Consider the following 15,477-nt stretch of genomic DNA (forward strand, 5'->3'; position numbering starts at 1 on the left):
TCAGGCCGGTACGGCAGGAACGGTACGGGTGTTGCAGTCATTACTGCTACCCGGAATGGAATCCGGCGAAGGGCCCAGGCTCGTCGCCAAAAGACTTCGGCAAGGACGCGGCATCATTAGCCTTTTCCTACTGTCCCGAAGTTGTTATGCCCGACGCCCGTCGGTTGTAGTGCTTCAGGACAGAACGGTGGGCACCATGAAGGTGCTCAAACAAACATAGAGAATGTGGAGACACACCCCCATGCAAACCGACACAACTCGCGAGAACCCGCAGGGCACCTTGCCGCAGGCCGCTGATTCGAATTCGGATCTGTCCGCCACCGCGCCTGGCCAGCTGCGCGTGATCAAGCGTAACGGCACTGTCGTTCCTTACACCGATGACAAGATCACCGTCGCGATCACCAAAGCGTTTCTCGCAGTTGAGGGCGGCACCGCTGCCGCTTCGTCGCGAATTCATGACACCGTTGCCCGCCTGACCGAACAGGTCACCGCGACCTTCAAGCGTCGCATGCCATCGGGCGGCACCATTCACATCGAAGAAATCCAGGACCAGGTCGAACTGGCCCTGATGCGTGCCGGCGAGCAGAAAGTGGCTCGCGACTACGTGATCTACCGTGACGCCCGTTCGAAAGAACGCGCCGTGCGCGCACCGGCTGAAGAAGCCGTCAACGCTCACCCGTCGATCCGCATCACCCGCGCCGACGGCTCCTTTGCTCCTCTGGACATGGGCCGCCTGAACACCATCGTCACCGAAGCGTGCGAAGGCCTGGAAGAAGTCGACGGCGACCTGATCCAGCGCGAAACCCTGAAGAACCTGTACGACGGCGTGGCCCTGACCGACGTCAACACCGCCCTGGTGATGACCGCCCGTACCCTGGTCGAGCGCGAGCCGAACTACTCGTTCGTCACCGCCCGCCTGCTGATGGACACCCTGCGCGCAGAAGGCCTGAGCTTCCTGAACGTGGCCGAAAGCGCGACCCACCACGAGATGGTCGACCTGTACGCCAAGGCGCTGCCGGCCTACATCGCCAAGGGTATCGAATTCGAATTGCTGAACCCGGTCCTGGCCACCTTCGACCTGGAAAAACTCGGCAAGGCGATCAACCACGAGCGCGACCAGCAGTTCACTTACCTGGGCCTGCAAACCCTGTACGACCGTTACTTCATCCACAAGGACGGTATCCGCTTCGAACTGCCACAGATCTTCTTCATGCGCGTGGCCATGGGCCTGGCGATCGAAGAGAAGCAGAAAGAAGACCGTGCGATCGAGTTCTACAACCTGTTGTCGTCCTTCGACTACATGGCGTCGACCCCGACCCTGTTCAACGCCGGCACCCTGCGTCCACAGCTGTCGAGCTGCTACCTGACCACCGTGCCGGATGACCTGTCGGGCATCTACCACGCGATCCACGACAACGCCATGCTGTCGAAATTCGCGGGCGGCCTGGGCAACGACTGGACGCCGGTTCGTGCACTGGGTTCGTACATCAAAGGCACCAACGGCAAATCCCAGGGCGTGGTTCCGTTCCTGAAAGTGGTGAACGACACCGCCGTTGCCGTTAACCAGGGTGGCAAGCGCAAAGGCGCTGTCTGTGCCTACCTGGAAACCTGGCACATGGACATCGAGGAGTTCATCGAACTCCGCAAGAACACCGGTGATGACCGTCGTCGTACCCACGACATGAACACCGCCAACTGGATCCCTGACCTGTTCATGAAGCGTGTCTTCGATGACGGCAAATGGACCCTGTTCTCGCCGTCCGAAGTACCGGACCTGCACGACCTGACCGGCAAGGCCTTCGAAGAGCGCTACGAGTACTACGAAGCCCTGACCGAGTACCCGGGCAAGGTCAAGCTGTTCAAGACCATCCAGGCCAAAGACCTGTGGCGCAAAATGCTGTCCATGCTGTTTGAAACCGGCCACCCATGGCTGACCTTCAAAGACCCGTGCAACCTGCGCAGCCCGCAGCAGCACGTCGGCGTGGTCCACAGCTCGAACCTGTGCACCGAGATCACCTTGAACACCAACAAGGACGAGATCGCCGTTTGCAACCTGGGCTCGATCAACCTGCCGAACCACATCGTCGACGGCAAGCTGGACACCGCCAAGCTCAAGCGCACCATCGATGTAGCCGTTCGCATGCTCGATAACGTGATCGACATCAACTACTACTCGGTACCGCAGGCGAAGAACTCCAACTTCCGCCACCGTCCGGTCGGCCTGGGCATCATGGGCTTCCAGGATGCGCTGTACCTGCAGCACATTCCTTACGGTTCCGATGCCGCCGTGCAGTTCGCCGACGCCTCCATGGAAGCGGTCAGCTACTACGCGATCCAGGCTTCCTGCGACCTGGCCGACGAGCGCGGCGCCTACGAGACGTTCCAGGGTTCGCTGTGGTCCAAAGGCATCCTGCCGCTGGACTCGCAACAGATCCTGATCGAGCAGCGTGGCCAGAAGTACATCGACGTTGACCTGAACGAATCCCTGGACTGGGCACCGGTTCGCGCCCGTGTTCAGAAAGGCATCCGTAACTCCAACATCATGGCCATCGCACCGACCGCGACCATCGCCAACATCACCGGCGTCTCGCAGTCGATCGAACCGACCTACCAGAACCTCTATGTGAAATCGAACCTGTCGGGCGAATTCACCGTGATCAACCCGTACCTGGTTCGCGACCTCAAGGCTCGCGGCCTGTGGGACTCGGTCATGATCAACGACCTGAAGTACTACGACGGTTCGGTGCAGCAGATCGAGCGCATCCCGCAAGAACTCAAAGAGCTCTACGCGACTGCCTTCGAAGTGGACACCAAGTGGATCGTCGACGCGGCAAGCCGTCGCCAGAAGTGGATCGACCAGGCTCAGTCGCTGAACCTGTACATCGCCGGCGCTTCGGGCAAGAAGCTGGACGTGACCTACCGCATGGCCTGGTACCGTGGTCTGAAAACCACTTACTACCTCCGTGCCCTGGCCGCGACCAGCACCGAGAAGTCGACCATCAACACCGGCAAGCTGAACGCTGTTTCCAGCGGCGGCAACCACGGTGACGATTCGGTCCTGGCAGCGCCAGCCGGCCCTGCTCCAGTGCCAAAGGCCTGCGCCATCGACGAGCCGGATTGCGAAGCTTGCCAATAAGCTGAGCCGGTAACACGAAACCCCCGACAGTTCTCTGGATTGTCGGGGGTTTTCTTTTGCCTCAGGGAAATGGGTGACTGTACCAACGCCATCGCGAGCAGGCTCGCTCCTACAGGTGATCGCGTTACACCAGCACCCACGATCAACTGTGGGAGCGAGCCTGCTCGCGATTAGGGCATCACAAACAACTGAAAACGATGGCCCCACGACAAATCCCAGCCACAAAAAAGCCCCTCTTCCGAGGGGCTCCTTGTACTGCGATTCAGCTAGCCAACATCAAGTCATCTGAATGATGGTCTGCATGATGGTGCTCTGGGTCGAGATGGTCTTGGCGTTCGCCTGGTAGTTGCTCTGCGCCTTGATCAGGTCGACCAGTTCGTTGGTCAGGTTGACGTTGGACTCTTCCAGCGAGTTGGACTGGATCGAACCCAGCGAGCCGGTTTCCGGCGCGTCGTAGCCCGGGATACCCGAAGCGTAGGTCTCTTTCCAGCTGGTGCCGCCAACCGCTTGCAGGCCTTGTTCGTTGGTGAAGCTGGCCAACGAAATCTGGCCGATCGGCTTGGTCTGGTTGTTGCTGAAGTTGGCCAGCAACACACCGCTGCCGTCGATGGTCAGGTTGGTGATCTGGCCAGTGGCGTAGCCGTTCTGCGTCGGAATCGAACGCGCAGTGTCGGCGTTGAATTGCGTAGTGTTCGCCATGGACGTGGTGATACCCGCCGGGTTCGCGGCGGCACCGTTGGCTGTCCAGACACCGCCGGTCACGGTACCTGGCGTCCAGTTCGTGATCTTCAGGTCACTGCTGATGGTGAAGGTCGGCGGAACGGTCACAGGAACAACCGGGGTGCTGACCTGCACCAGCTTGCCGTTCGGGTCAAAGGTCATGGTCGAAGGGATCGGGTCAACCGCACCGGTGCCGGTAGGCGGAGTACCGTCAGGGTTGCGACCATCGATCAGGGTGTAGGTCTGCCAAGTGTTCGAGCCCGTCTTGACCATGTATTGATCCATGGTGTGCTGGTTACCCTGACTGTCGAAAATCGGGGTGCTGAACTGCTTGGTGAAGGTTTCCTGCTTAGCCGGGTCGAACTTGTTGGCGGCGACAGTCTGGTCGATTACCAGAGCCGTGGAGTTCAGGTTGATGGTCGACGACACGAGGCTGGTGGATTTCGGTGCCAGGTTCGAGGTGTCGATGCGCAGGTCAGTCAGGATGCCATTGACGATCTTGCCATTGGCATCTACGCCATAGCCCTGCAGGCGTGCGGTGCCGTCGGTGTTGGTGACGAAACCTTCTTTGTCGACCTTGAACGTACCGGCACGGGTGTAGGACAGCGAGCCGTTGTTGTTCAGCACGAAGAAGCCCGAACCGTTGATGCCCATGTCCAGTACGTTGCCGGTGTTGTTGATGTCACCCTGGGTGAACTGCTGGGAAACGTTGGCCAGGCGCACGCCGTTACCGACTACTTTGGAGCCGGAACCCAGCTTGGTGGCCGAGTACACGTCTTCGAATTCCGCACGGGACGATTTGAAACCGGTGGTCGCGACGTTGGCGATGTTGTTGCCGGTCACGTCCAGTTGTTTGTTGGCTGCATAGAGACCGCTAAGGCCGATATTGAAAGACATATTCCACTCCTTTGTGCCGTGTTAGTCGGCTCTACATACCAATGGTTTGTACTTTGGACAGACCGATGCTGCCCAGCCCGGCCAGGTTCAGCATCAACTCACCGCCGGTCTGGCTGATGGTCACGCTGCTGACGGTCGCGGGCAGGTAAGTCACCAGCGAGGTCGCCTTGCCGTCATAAGTCGCGGTGGCAGTGAAGTTGTACGTACCGGCCTTGGCCACTACGCCAGCATCGTCCTTGCCGTCCCAGATGAAACTGGCGCTGCCGGATTTTTGCGAGCCCATGTCGATGGTGCGGATGACCTTGCCGTCGGCATCGGTAATCTTGAGGGTGACCGGGTCTGCCGACGCCGGTACCGAAACGCTGCCGTTGAAGCTCTTGGCGGTATCGACGACAGCCTTGTCGCCCGGCGCGATGACCGAACGGCCGACCAGCGACGAAGCCTGCAATGCCTGCGACGAGTTGTAGTTGCCGGCAATGCCGCTCACGGTGTCGTTGAGCGTGGTGATGCCTTCCAGGCTACTGAACTGCGCCAGCTGGGCAACGAACTCGCCGTTGTCCTGTGGCTCAAGCGGATTCTGGTTCTTCAGTTGCGTCACCAGCAACTGCAGGAACGCGTCTTTGCCCAGGGCTTTTTTGCCGGTGGCGCTGTTCGTCGCGGACGCCAGGCCGTCGGCACTGGTGTTGGTCTTGATCGACGAATTGGCCAGGATGTCGTTGAGGCTAAGGCCGCTGGTGGTATCGGTAACACTCATCTGAGTCGCCCCTTATCACTGACCGAGGGTCAGGACCTTCTGCATCATGGTTTTGGCGGTGTTCATCATTTCGGCGTTGGTCTGGAACGAACGGCTCGCGGAAATCATGTCGGCCATTTCTTCCACCACGTTGACGTTCGGGTAGTAGACGTAGCCCTTGGCGTCGGCCGCCGGATGGTTCGGTTCGTAGCGGGCTTCAAGGTTGCTCTGGTCTTCGACCACGCCCAGCACCTGCACGCCCTGGCCTGCGGCGTCCTGGTTCTGGAACAGCGAATCGCTGCCGCCGCTCTGGCCGCCCTGGAACATGGTGGCGAACACCGGGTGACGAGCGCGATAGGTCTTGTCGATGCTCGACGAAACGGTTTCGGCGTTGGCGATGTTCGAGGCCACGGTGTTCAAGCGTGTGGTCTGGGCACTCATGCCGCTACCGGCAATGTTGAAAACGCTGGACAGAGACATGACTTACTCTCCACGCAGGGCGGAAATCAGCCCTTTGAATTTGCTGTTGAGCAGGGTGAAGCTGGCCTGGAAGTTGACCGCGTTTTCCGCGTAGTTCGACTGTTCCAGTTGGGCGTCCACGGTGTTCTGGTCGATCGACGGTTGCATCGGCGTGCGATACATCAGCGACTCGTCACCATTGCCCAGGCCTTCAGCTTCGATATGACGGCTGTTGGTCATGTTCAAGGCGAAAGTGCCGTTCTTGGTTTTCTCGCTCTGCTCGGCGAGCACTTTCGAGAAATCCAGATCCCGAGCCTTGTAGTTCGGGGTGTCGGCGTTGGCGATGTTGTTGGCCAGGACTTCGGCACGCTGGGCGCGGAAGCCCAGGGCTTGTTCGTGGATACCGAGCGCTTTATCGAAGCTGATGCTCATGTCGGGAAACCTTCGGGTGACCTGATTTTTCGTACGATGGACATAGCAAGTGGCGTGCCAATTTATAAAAGCCCATAAACCGGGGCTTTGCGGGTAGGGGCAAGGCGGCAATGCCAGAAAAGCGGCAACGGGTTTCCGCCGTCTGCCGCTTTTCTGCCGCTTTCGGTTTGGGGGTTTTGGGTTTTGGGTTTTGGGTTTTGGGTTTTGGGTTTTGGGTTTTGGGTTTTGGGTTTTGGGTTTTGGGTTTTGGGTTTTGGGTTTTGGGTTGTGTGTACATATCCGTTGCTGCGGTAACGGCGGCTATTGGTTTCGCTCTTACAGCGAGTCACTTGGAAAAACGGAACGCCGCCCGGCCCTAAGTAACCAAGCGCTCTTGCCCCTTTCGTTCGGTGCCTCGCTAAGGCTCGGCATGCCCTCGCTCCGGTCCTGCTCCGTGGGTCCGCCGCCATCGGCCATCCATGGCCGGGGGCGGCTAACCCGGCATCCATGCCGGGTTGCCCACTGCGCAGAACCTCCACTCGGCCTCTCGAGGGGGCGACCACCGCCACAGCCGCCGAGGCGGCCTGATAGCCGACCTGGCTCATTTTGCGTATGCGTTCCCCTGTGGGAGCGAGCCTGCTCGCGATGGACGTTAACGATGACGCGGCCTGTCTGGATGAACGCAGTGTCTGGGCGTTTTTCGCGAGCAGGCTCGCTCCTACACGGGATCGGGTTCACACGGTCAAAATTGTAGGAGCCGGCTTGCTGGCGATGGACGTCAACGATGACGCGGGCTGTCTGGATGAACGCGGTGTCCGGGCGTTTTTCGCGAGCAGGCTCGCTCCCACACGGGGATTGGGTTCACACGGTCGAAAGTGTAGGAGCCAGCTTGCTGGCGATGGACGTCAACGATGACGCGGGCTGTCTGGATGAACGCGGTGTCCGGGCGTTTTTCGCGAGCAGGCTCGCTCCCACACGGGGATTGGGTTCACACGGTCGAAAGTGTAGGAGCCAGCTTGCTGGCGATGGACGTCAACGATGACGCGGGCTGTCTGGATGAACGCGGCGTCTGGGCGTTTTTCGCCAGCAAGCTGGCTCCTACAGGGAATCGCATACGCTTTTGATCTTCACCACTCATCAGGCCGAGCGTTAGCTCGCCTTGGCTTTTGATCTTGCGGTGCACGCCCCCTCGAGAGGCCGAGTGGAGGTTCTGCGCAGTGGGCACCGCGGCAAGGATGCCGCGGTAGCCGCCCCCGGCCATGGATGGCCGATGGCGGCGGGCCCACGGAGCAGGACCGGAACGAGGGCATGCCGAGCCATAGCGAGGCACCGAACGAAAGGGGCAAGAGCCCTTGGTTACTTAGGGCCGGGCGGCGTTCCGTTTTTCCAAGTGACTCGCCGTAAGGGCGAAACCAATAGCGGCCGTTACCGCAGAAATGGATATGCCCCCCAAAGCAGACAAAAAAAGCGGGAGCCCCAAGGACTCCCGCTTTTCAAACCCTCACCAACCCATCACTTCGCCTGGTAAATGATCCCCGGACTGCACTGAACCATCTGGTAATGATCCGGCAACCCATTCAGCGCCTCAGAGGCTCCCAGGAACAAATAACCACCCGGCTTCAACGTACTGTGGATCCGCAACAGAATGTCTTTCTTCACCTCGGCAGAGAAGTAGATCAACACGTTGCGGCAGAACACGATGTCGAACTTGCCGAGGCTCGCGTAGCTGTCCAGCAGGTTGAACGAGCGAAATTCCACCCGGCTCTTGATCGGCGCCTTGATGGCCCAGCGTCCCGGCCCTTTCGGGTCGAAATAACGCTGCAGGCGCTCGGGCGACAAACCGCGACCGATCGCCAGGCTGTCGTACTCGCCGGTCTTGCAGTTGGTCAGCATGGAACCCGACAGGTCAGTGGCAACGATCTGCACGCCCATCTTCAACTGGCCCATGTTGACCCGCTCGAACTCGTCGATGGACATCGACAGCGAATACGGTTCCTGACCCGACGAACACGCTGCCGACCAGATCCGCAGACGCTGCCCGGGAGCGGCCTTGATCGCCTCCGGCAGCACCTTGTTCTTCAACACTTCAAACGGATAGGTGTCACGAAACCACAAGGTTTCGTTGGTCGTCATGGCATCGACCACCATCTCGCGCAAACCGCTGCGCGGCTGGGTCTGGATGCGCTGGACCAGCTCACCCAGGGACTTGATGCCTTGCTGTTCCATCAGTTTGTTGAGACGGCTCGAAACCAGGTACTGCTTGTTTTCACCCAGCAAAATGCCACAGGCTTTTTCCAGGAAGACCCGGAACTGTTCGAAATCCAAATTACCCGTAGACAATGATGCCGCCTCTTAAATCGTATTAACCGCCAGGGGCAGAAGGCCCCTAGCTGATGTCTGCTGCTTTGATCCGGTCAACCACCCGGGATGCCAGGTCATCAGGGCGAAATTTGGCCAGGAAGTCATCGGCACCGACTTTCTTGACCATCGCCTGATTGAACACACCCGACAACGAAGTATGCAGGATGATATGAAGCTTTTGCATGCGCGGGTCGTTGCGGATCTCGGCCGTCAGGGTGTACCCGTCCATCTCCGGCATCTCGATGTCGGAGATCATCATCAGGAACTCTTCTTCCGGCTTCTTGCCCTCGTCGACCAGCTTGCGCAGGTAATCCAGCGCTTGCTTGCCGTCGTTCAACGCCACCACTTCGACGCCCACCGTCTGCAGGCAACGCGTGACTTGCTTGCGCGCCACCGACGAGTCATCGACCGTCAGCACCCGCAGCGACAGCGCCTTGTGCTGGGTTTCGACGTCAACCACACCGACGGAAATCGCTTCCGGGGTAGGCGCCACTTCCGCCAGCACTTTCTCGACGTCGATGATTTCGACTAACTGATTGTCCACCCGAGTCACAGCTGTCAGGTAATGATCGCGACCGGTGCCCTTGGGCGGCGGATGAATCTCTTCCCAGTTCATGTTGACGATGCGCTCCACCGAGCGCACCAGGAAACCCTGGGTCTTGGTGTTGTACTCCGTGATGATCACGAACGGGTTGCTTTGATCTTTAAGCGCTCCGGAACCGGTCGCCATTGCCAGATCAAGGATCGGAATGGTCGCCCCCCGGATGTTTGCCACACCGCACACGACAGGACTGGACTTGGGCATCAGGGTCAGCTTGGGGCATTGCAGCACCTCGCGAACCTTGAACACGTTGATCCCGTACAGCTGCTGCCCGTCGAGACGGAACAACAACAGCTCCAGGCGATTCTGCCCTACCAGTTGCGTGCGCTGGTTTACCGAATCCATTACACCAGCCATGCCCAGACTCCTACACCAACGCTAAGTGTGTTGCGACGCACATTCATCACTAAACGGCACGGCGCTTGCTTTTTAACTCTTATGAACACAGAACCGACATTTTTCCGACGCCTGACATCCACCTTCCGCAAATTGCTTTGTGCGATGTCGGCCGTCTGCCTGTTCAACGCTGGCAGCCCTGCCCTTGCTGACGCGGTTACCTTGCCTGACATGCTTATCGGCGTCACCCAGGGCTTTCTTGAATTCACCGTAGAAGACTATCTGGCTACCAGTCAAACGGAAGGTCGCTACGAAATACAGGTCAACCAGCTCGATCCGCGACTGCGCATGCCCATGTGCGACAAGGAATTGACAGCCAGCCTGGAGAGTCCGGCCAAGCCGTTGGGCCGGGTCACGGTCAAGGTTCGCTGCGAGGGTTCTTCGCCCTGGACGGTGTTCGTGCCCGCTCAAGTCCGCCTGTTTCGCGACGTTGTGACCACCACTCGCCCCCTGCGCCGCGCCGACATTGTCGAGCCCGGTGATGTCCTCCTGCGCGAACGCGATATCAGCCTGATCAGCCAGGGCTACCTGACGACCCTGGACCAGGCGGTCGGGCAGCGACTTACCCGACCAATGGTCGCCGATCAGGTGATCACCCTGGTTCATCTCGAACAGGCGGAAGTCATTCGCAAGGGCGATCAGGTGGTGATTACCGCCCGCAGTGGTACGCTCAGCGTGCGCATGCCCGGCGAAGCACTGGCCAATGGCGGCATGAGCGAACAGATTCGTGTGAAAAACCTCAACTCCAAACGGGTCATCAAGGCGCAAGTCACTGCGCCGGGCCAGGTGGAAGTGTCTATGTAGGCACTCTGATCCTGAAGAAGTGGCGTTGCCCGAGGCTGTTCCCTAAACTGTGCCGCACGCAGGAGAAGTGCTGGCGCAAGCAGGCTCATTGATAAATGGGTCTAAAGTTTTCACAGGGAGAGCCGAAAACATGGCAAGCGTCCAAATACTCAGAGGTTTTTTACCATGGTCATCGATTTCAGCCGTTTGAACAGTTCTTCGTCACTGACGGGCAGTACACGTACCAGCGTCGCCAAGGAAACCGCCGAAAACGGCAAATCCGCAGCGCTGAATACCCCGGCCGAACAGGCCAGCACCGTCAAAAGCGGGGAATCGGTACACCTCAGCAATGAGGCTCAACAGTTGCAACAGGTCACTGACAAGCTGCGCGATCAGCCTGCCGTCGACAAAGCCCGCGTGGCAGAGTTGAAAGCAGCGATTGCCGATGGCAGCTACAAAGTCGACAGCAACCGTGTAGCCAGCAAACTGCTCAACTTCGAAGCCCAGCGCTAGGCCACGGCCCGCGCCAGGCTTTTGGACGCTTAAACCCCAAGGCCAGCCATGCACGACACTAATTTACTGCAACTGATCACCGACGACTTCGCTCCAGCGCAGCACTTGCTGGAGTTACTGCAAACCGAATCCATCGCCTTGCACGGTCGCGACATGCCTCTGCTCGAAGAGATTCTGGCGCAGAAACAGGCAATGATCATTCTGCTCGAACAGCATGGCCGCAAGCGCAGTGAAATTCTCGCCAGCCTCAATCTGCCAATCAATCGCAATGGACTGGTGGAACTGGCCAGCCATTCGAGCGTTGGCGAAGAGTTGCTGGCGCAGAGCGATGTGCTGACCGACCTTCTGGCTCAATGCCAGGCTGCTAACCTCAATAATGGCCAGTCGATTCTGGTTCAGCAGGCCGCTACGGCCAACCAGCTGAAAATCCTCACCGGCGGCGAACCGCCAGCCCTCTATGATGCTCGCGGATCAACCGCCAAGCTTGCGAAGCCACGCCCGCTCAGTCAGGCTTGAGCCCGCAAATGACCACGCCCTATCAAGACTCGCAACATGCTGGCACTATAGTGGCCAGCCGTAGTCATATTTTGTCTGGAGATTGATAAACCGTGTCCAATGCCTTAAACGCGGAAGATGCCCCGCAGCCACCCAAGGTGCTCGCTACACCGTTGGAAATCTCCGGCAACCTGCGCCAGCTGCAAGACAGCCATGACCCGTTGATCATCACCTTCCATGAGCGCAACCAGCGCTTCCAGACTTATCTGGTGGACGTGAATCGCGAAGAAGGCACGATTGCCTTCGACGAAATGATCCCTCGTGACGGCGAACGCTATCTGATGGCTGGCGAATCCTTCAAGGTCGAAGGTTTCCACGAAGGCGTACGCATTGCCTGGGGCAGCAGCGCCCAATTTACCATCGACGAGTCCGGTGGCAGCCGCTGCTATCGTGGCCCGCTGCCAGATGAAGTGGTTTATCACCAGCGTCGCAATGCCTTTCGCGCAGCCCTGAAGCTGGCCCAACTGGTCGACGTCGACCTGGATGGTGAAAAGCTCAAGGCACCGATCCGCGGCAAACTGCTGGACATCTCCGCCACCGGCTGCAAGTTGCGCTTCGACGGCGACATCACCGACAGGCTGCAACTGGGCCAGGTATACGACCGTTTCGCCGCCGACCTGCCTTTCGGCAAAATGACGGCACCGGTTGAACTGCGTTACCTGCACTTCGAAGAAAAGATCTCCACCACGTTCGCCGGCATCCGCTTCCATAACATGACCGGGCTGGTGCAGCGTCAGGTTGAACGGTTCGTCTATCAGCTTCAGCGTGAAGCACGTCGTTTCGACAAAGACGACCTGTAATCAGCATCGCAATAAAAAACGGGCAGTCCCTTGCGGTGACTGCCCGTTTTTTATTGGGGCAACCCAATACCTGTAGGAGCCAGCTTGCTGGCGATGGACGCAAGCACGCCGCGTTGATCCAGACAGCACGCGTTATCGTTGACGTCCATCGTCGGAACGCCGCCCGCAGCAAGCTGGCTCCTACGGGTGTTGCGCACGCCCGGAATTACGGGCGGGCCTCGGTGAAGCTTTGCTCGCGACCGGTGTCCGGATCTTCCGGTGGGACGTCGGTTGGCGCCTCGGGCTCAGGTTCAGGACTTGGCTCTGGCGTGACCGGATTATGCATCTGCTCTTGCACCACTTGTTCATCCACCCGCGGGTCGAGACAGGCCACCAGCGGCGAACTCGACATGCTGTCCGGCATGGCCACGTGATGCAGCGGCGCATCGTCCACCTGGTGCAGGTTGGTCACCGCTTTCGGGCGGATCCGCCATACCAGCACCACCGCGAAGAAACTGAAGAAGGCATAGAGCATATGACTGCCGAACATCTTCATCAGCACACCGGCGACCAGCGGCCCGATACTGGCGCCAACACCGTAGGTCACCAGCAGCATCGCCGTCAGCGACACCCGCCGATCGGCTTCGACGTGGTCATTGGAGAACGCCACGGCCAGCGGGTACAGGCAGAACTTCACCAGCGAGCAGATGAAGCCGGTGATGAACAACACCTCCAGCGGCACCTGTTTCATGATCGCCAACGGCAACGCAGCCAACGCCAGGACTAACGCAAAACAACGGATCAGCAGCGCCCGGTCATAACGGTCGGACAACCAGCCCAGTGGCCACTGCACCAGCAGACCGGCAAAAATGCAGCTACCCATGAACAGACCGACTTGTTCGGTGGACAACCCTTGCTGCGAGGCATACAGCGGCGCCAGGCCGTAGAAAGAACCGATGATCAGCCCCGCCCCCAGCACCGTACTCAATGATTGCGGTACGCGCTTGATGAAGAACCGAGGTTCCATCGGCGCAGGGCGCAAAGGCGCCGGGTGAATCCGTCGGGTCAGCGCCACCGGCACCAGGCACAAGGCGAAACACAACGCGACCAGCATCAACAGCTCCAGGCCGAGCGCCGGGTGCATGACCAGAATCAGTTGGCCCAACACCAGCCCCAGGTAGGACGCGATCATGTAGCCGCTGAACACCGTCCCGCGTTGCGAGGCTTCGGCCTGCTCATTGAGCCAGCTTTCGATGACCATGTACTGGCACATCATGCCGAGGCCGACGATGACCCGCAGGAAGATCCAGGCCGGCAGGAAGTCCACCAGGCCATGGCCCAGCACCGCCGCACCGACGATCCCGGCGCACGCCGAATAGGCTCGAATATGCCCGACGCGGGCGATCAGCCGGTGGCCGATCTTGCCGCCCAGCACCAGGCCGAAATAGTTGGCGGCCATCAGCGCACCGACCCACAGGCTGTCGACGTGGTCGGCCGCCAGGCGCAAGCCCAGGTAAGTACTCAGCAAGCCAGAGCCGATCAACATCATCAGCGAGGCGAAATACAGCGCTCGAAAGGGTTTCCAGATTTGGCGCATCGGCGTTCCGAGCGGCTCCTTGCGGTGAGAAACGGGCTATCCGCAAAGATAGCCCGAAGACGAAGGTTCGTCAGGCCTGGGCCGCAAGAACACGGCGCTCCCAGGGGGTAATTTCATCAAAGAAGCTGGTCAGCTCCATGGTCTTCGAAGCGACGTAGCCTTCGATGAACTCCTTGCCAAACAGTTCCTTCGCCAATTGGCTACGTTTCAGACGTTCGAGAGCGGCATGCAAGGTACACGGCAACGAAAGATTATCCGGCACCTCGAATTCACCCTGGATCGCCTCGCTCGGCTCCAGCTGGTTTTCAATGCCATGCAAACCCGCGGCGAGGCTCGCGGCAATCGCCAGGTACGGATTCGCATCGGCCCCAGGCAAGCGGTTCTCGACCCGACGAGCGACCGGCGAACTGGCCGGAATGCGCAAACCGGCCGCACGATTGTCGTGGGACCAGCAGGCATTATTGGGGGACGCGAATGGATGGCACAAGCGCTGATAGGAGTTCACGTTCGGTGCAAATAATGCGGTGAAATCAGCCATCCCGGCCTGCTGTCCACCGATGAAGTGACGGAAGGTCGCGGTCGGCTGCCCGGCCTCGTCGCTGAACACGTTACGCCCGCTGCCGATTTCAACGACGCTCTGGTGAATGTGCATCGAACTGCCCGGCGTGTGCGCCAGCGGCTTGGCCATGCAGACCACGGTCAGCCCGTGCTTGAGCGCGACTTCCTTGAGCAGGTGCTTGAACAGGAGCGTCTGGTCGGCCAGCAGCAGCGGATCGCCGTGCAACAGGTTGATCTCGAACTGGCTGACACCCATCTCGTGCATGAACGTATCCCGGGGCAAGCCCAGTGCCGCCATGCATTCGTAGACTTCGCTGAAGAACGGACGCAAACCGTTGTTGGAGCTGACGCTGAAGGCGGAATGCCCTTCTTCGCGGCGACCGTCCAGGCCCACCGGCGGCTGGAAGGGTTGCGACGGGTCGCTATTGGGCGCGAAGACAAAGAATTCCAGCTCGGTGGCGACCACCGGGGCCAGGCCGAGCGCGGCATAACGCGCAATGACCGCCTTGAGCTGGCCACGGGTCGACAGGCTGGAGCTTTCGCCGCTCAGTTCGTCGGCATCGCAAATGGCCAGGGCGCGGGGTTGCTTGCTCCAGGGCAAACGGTGGATCTGCGCAGGATCAGGGACCAGCGCCAGGTCGCCATCATCGCTGCCGTAAAAACGCGCAGGCGGATAACCGCCCATGATGCATTGCAGCAGCACACCCCGCGCCATCTGCAACCGCCGTCCTTCGAGAAACCCCTCAGCCGTCATGACCTTGCCACGGGGCACGCCGTTCAGGTCCGGCGTTACACATTCAATCTCATCAATGCCGGTCAATCGCTGTGCGAGTGAGCCCTGGCCATCGGTTGTCATGACGCAAATCCTTGTTGTTGTGCGAGCCGCGAACGGCGACCCGTACAAAATAGGCTCCGCCTGTTCGGGATATCAAGCACCGCCACACAAATCTCCAACACTCACCACGATCCCTGTAGGAG

General features: G+C 59.5%; 14 protein-coding genes. 6 read left to right on the top strand and 8 right to left on the bottom strand.

Features of this window, described 5'->3' with window-relative positions; genetic code table 11:
• Positions 1 to 241 precede the first annotated feature (241 nt).
• Positions 242 to 3,136 (top strand): ribonucleoside-diphosphate reductase subunit alpha, encoded by a 2,895-nt coding sequence (locus ACF6ZU_RS05185; RefSeq protein WP_392890821.1) that lies wholly within the window; start codon positions 242 to 244, stop codon positions 3,134 to 3,136.
• Between the two features lie 276 nt (positions 3,137 to 3,412).
• On the opposite strand, the gene flgE is transcribed toward ACF6ZU_RS05185, so the two are convergent.
• From flgE to flgB, 4 genes are read right to left on the bottom strand one after another with little or no spacing between them, the layout of a single operon-like run.
• Positions 3,413 to 4,753, bottom strand: coding sequence for a flagellar hook protein FlgE (gene flgE / locus ACF6ZU_RS05190; protein WP_392890822.1), 1,341 nt, complete (start codon positions 4,751 to 4,753; stop codon positions 3,413 to 3,415).
• 31 nt (positions 4,754 to 4,784) lie between these two features.
• Positions 4,785 to 5,507: a flagellar hook assembly protein FlgD gene (gene flgD / locus ACF6ZU_RS05195; RefSeq protein ID WP_392890823.1), complete on the bottom strand. Its 723-nt coding sequence runs from the start codon at positions 5,505 to 5,507 to the stop codon at positions 4,785 to 4,787.
• 15 nt (positions 5,508 to 5,522) lie between these two features.
• Entirely contained in the window at positions 5,523 to 5,966 is a 444-nt protein-coding gene (gene flgC, locus ACF6ZU_RS05200) for a flagellar basal body rod protein FlgC (RefSeq protein ID WP_262163700.1), read from the bottom strand.
• A 3-nt stretch (positions 5,967 to 5,969) separates the two neighbouring features.
• Positions 5,970 to 6,377, bottom strand: a complete 408-nt coding sequence (flgB, locus tag ACF6ZU_RS05205; RefSeq protein ID WP_392890824.1) for a flagellar basal body rod protein FlgB — start codon at positions 6,375 to 6,377, stop codon at positions 5,970 to 5,972.
• An 890-nt stretch (positions 6,378 to 7,267) separates the two neighbouring features.
• Here flgB and ACF6ZU_RS05210 point away from each other — a divergent pair.
• Positions 7,268 to 7,480, top strand: a complete 213-nt coding sequence (locus ACF6ZU_RS05210) for a hypothetical protein (RefSeq protein ID WP_392890825.1) — start codon at positions 7,268 to 7,270, stop codon at positions 7,478 to 7,480.
• Between the two features lie 388 nt (positions 7,481 to 7,868).
• Here ACF6ZU_RS05210 and cheR read toward each other — a convergent pair whose 3' ends face one another.
• On the bottom strand, positions 7,869 to 8,696 hold the full coding sequence (gene cheR, locus ACF6ZU_RS05215; protein ID WP_392890826.1) for a protein-glutamate O-methyltransferase CheR: 828 nt from the start codon (positions 8,694 to 8,696) through the stop codon (positions 7,869 to 7,871).
• Positions 8,697 to 8,742: 46 nt separating this feature from the next.
• Positions 8,743 to 9,675 carry a chemotaxis protein CheV gene (locus ACF6ZU_RS05220; RefSeq protein ID WP_038979445.1) on the bottom strand — a complete coding sequence of 311 codons (933 nt, stop codon included), beginning with the start codon at positions 9,673 to 9,675 and terminating at the stop codon, positions 8,743 to 8,745.
• An 81-nt stretch (positions 9,676 to 9,756) separates the two neighbouring features.
• On the opposite strand from ACF6ZU_RS05220, the gene flgA reads away from it, so the two are divergent.
• The 4 genes from flgA (at position 9,757) to ACF6ZU_RS05240 (ending at position 12,365) form a co-directional block, all read left to right on the top strand.
• Entirely contained in the window at positions 9,757 to 10,518 is a 762-nt protein-coding gene (flgA, locus tag ACF6ZU_RS05225) for a flagellar basal body P-ring formation chaperone FlgA (protein ID WP_392890827.1), read from the top strand.
• Between the two features lie 165 nt (positions 10,519 to 10,683).
• Positions 10,684 to 11,010 carry a flagellar biosynthesis anti-sigma factor FlgM gene (gene flgM, locus ACF6ZU_RS05230; RefSeq protein WP_392890828.1) on the top strand — a complete coding sequence of 109 codons (327 nt, stop codon included), beginning with the start codon at positions 10,684 to 10,686 and terminating at the stop codon, positions 11,008 to 11,010.
• A gap of 48 nt (positions 11,011 to 11,058) precedes the next feature.
• Positions 11,059 to 11,526 (top strand): flagella synthesis protein FlgN, encoded by a 468-nt coding sequence (locus ACF6ZU_RS05235; protein ID WP_392890829.1) that lies wholly within the window; start codon positions 11,059 to 11,061, stop codon positions 11,524 to 11,526.
• A gap of 92 nt (positions 11,527 to 11,618) precedes the next feature.
• Complete coding sequence (locus ACF6ZU_RS05240; protein WP_392890830.1) at positions 11,619 to 12,365, top strand: flagellar brake protein; 747 nt, start codon at positions 11,619 to 11,621, stop codon at positions 12,363 to 12,365.
• Between the two features lie 205 nt (positions 12,366 to 12,570).
• Here ACF6ZU_RS05240 and ACF6ZU_RS05245 read toward each other — a convergent pair whose 3' ends face one another.
• Together ACF6ZU_RS05245 and ACF6ZU_RS05250 are read right to left on the bottom strand one after the other, a co-directional pair.
• Positions 12,571 to 13,941 carry an MFS transporter gene (locus ACF6ZU_RS05245; protein ID WP_392890831.1) on the bottom strand — a complete coding sequence of 457 codons (1,371 nt, stop codon included), beginning with the start codon at positions 13,939 to 13,941 and terminating at the stop codon, positions 12,571 to 12,573.
• A 70-nt stretch (positions 13,942 to 14,011) separates the two neighbouring features.
• Positions 14,012 to 15,253 (bottom strand): glutamine synthetase family protein, encoded by a 1,242-nt coding sequence (locus ACF6ZU_RS05250; protein WP_392893704.1) that lies wholly within the window; start codon positions 15,251 to 15,253, stop codon positions 14,012 to 14,014.
• Positions 15,254 to 15,477: the final 224 nt, after the last annotated feature.

The organism is Pseudomonas migulae (assembly GCF_043225285.1).
Classification (GTDB): domain Bacteria; phylum Pseudomonadota; class Gammaproteobacteria; order Pseudomonadales; family Pseudomonadaceae; genus Aquipseudomonas; species Aquipseudomonas migulae_C.

What these genes read in the sequence shown, in the direction of transcription:
- ACF6ZU_RS05185 (WP_392890821.1), top strand. Translation starts at nt 242, where the DNA reads ATGCAAACCGACACAACTCGCGAGAACCCGCAGGGCACCTTGCCGCAG.
- flgE (WP_392890822.1), bottom strand. Translation starts at nt 4,753, where the DNA reads ATGTCTTTCAATATCGGCCTTAGCGGTCTCTATGCAGCCAACAAACAA.
- flgD (WP_392890823.1), bottom strand. Translation starts at nt 5,507, where the DNA reads ATGAGTGTTACCGATACCACCAGCGGCCTTAGCCTCAACGACATCCTG.
- flgC (WP_262163700.1), bottom strand. Translation starts at nt 5,966, where the DNA reads ATGTCTCTGTCCAGCGTTTTCAACATTGCCGGTAGCGGCATGAGTGCC.
- flgB (WP_392890824.1), bottom strand. Translation starts at nt 6,377, where the DNA reads ATGAGCATCAGCTTCGATAAAGCGCTCGGTATCCACGAACAAGCCCTG.
- ACF6ZU_RS05210 (WP_392890825.1), top strand. Translation starts at nt 7,268, where the DNA reads ATGACGCGGGCTGTCTGGATGAACGCGGTGTCCGGGCGTTTTTCGCGA.
- ACF6ZU_RS05220 (WP_038979445.1), bottom strand. Translation starts at nt 9,675, where the DNA reads ATGGCTGGTGTAATGGATTCGGTAAACCAGCGCACGCAACTGGTAGGG.
- flgA (WP_392890827.1), top strand. Translation starts at nt 9,757, where the DNA reads ATGAACACAGAACCGACATTTTTCCGACGCCTGACATCCACCTTCCGC.
- flgM (WP_392890828.1), top strand. Translation starts at nt 10,684, where the DNA reads ATGGTCATCGATTTCAGCCGTTTGAACAGTTCTTCGTCACTGACGGGC.
- ACF6ZU_RS05235 (WP_392890829.1), top strand. Translation starts at nt 11,059, where the DNA reads ATGCACGACACTAATTTACTGCAACTGATCACCGACGACTTCGCTCCA.
- ACF6ZU_RS05245 (WP_392890831.1), bottom strand. Translation starts at nt 13,941, where the DNA reads ATGCGCCAAATCTGGAAACCCTTTCGAGCGCTGTATTTCGCCTCGCTG.
- ACF6ZU_RS05250 (WP_392893704.1), bottom strand. Translation starts at nt 15,253, where the DNA reads ATGACGGCTGAGGGGTTTCTCGAAGGACGGCGGTTGCAGATGGCGCGG.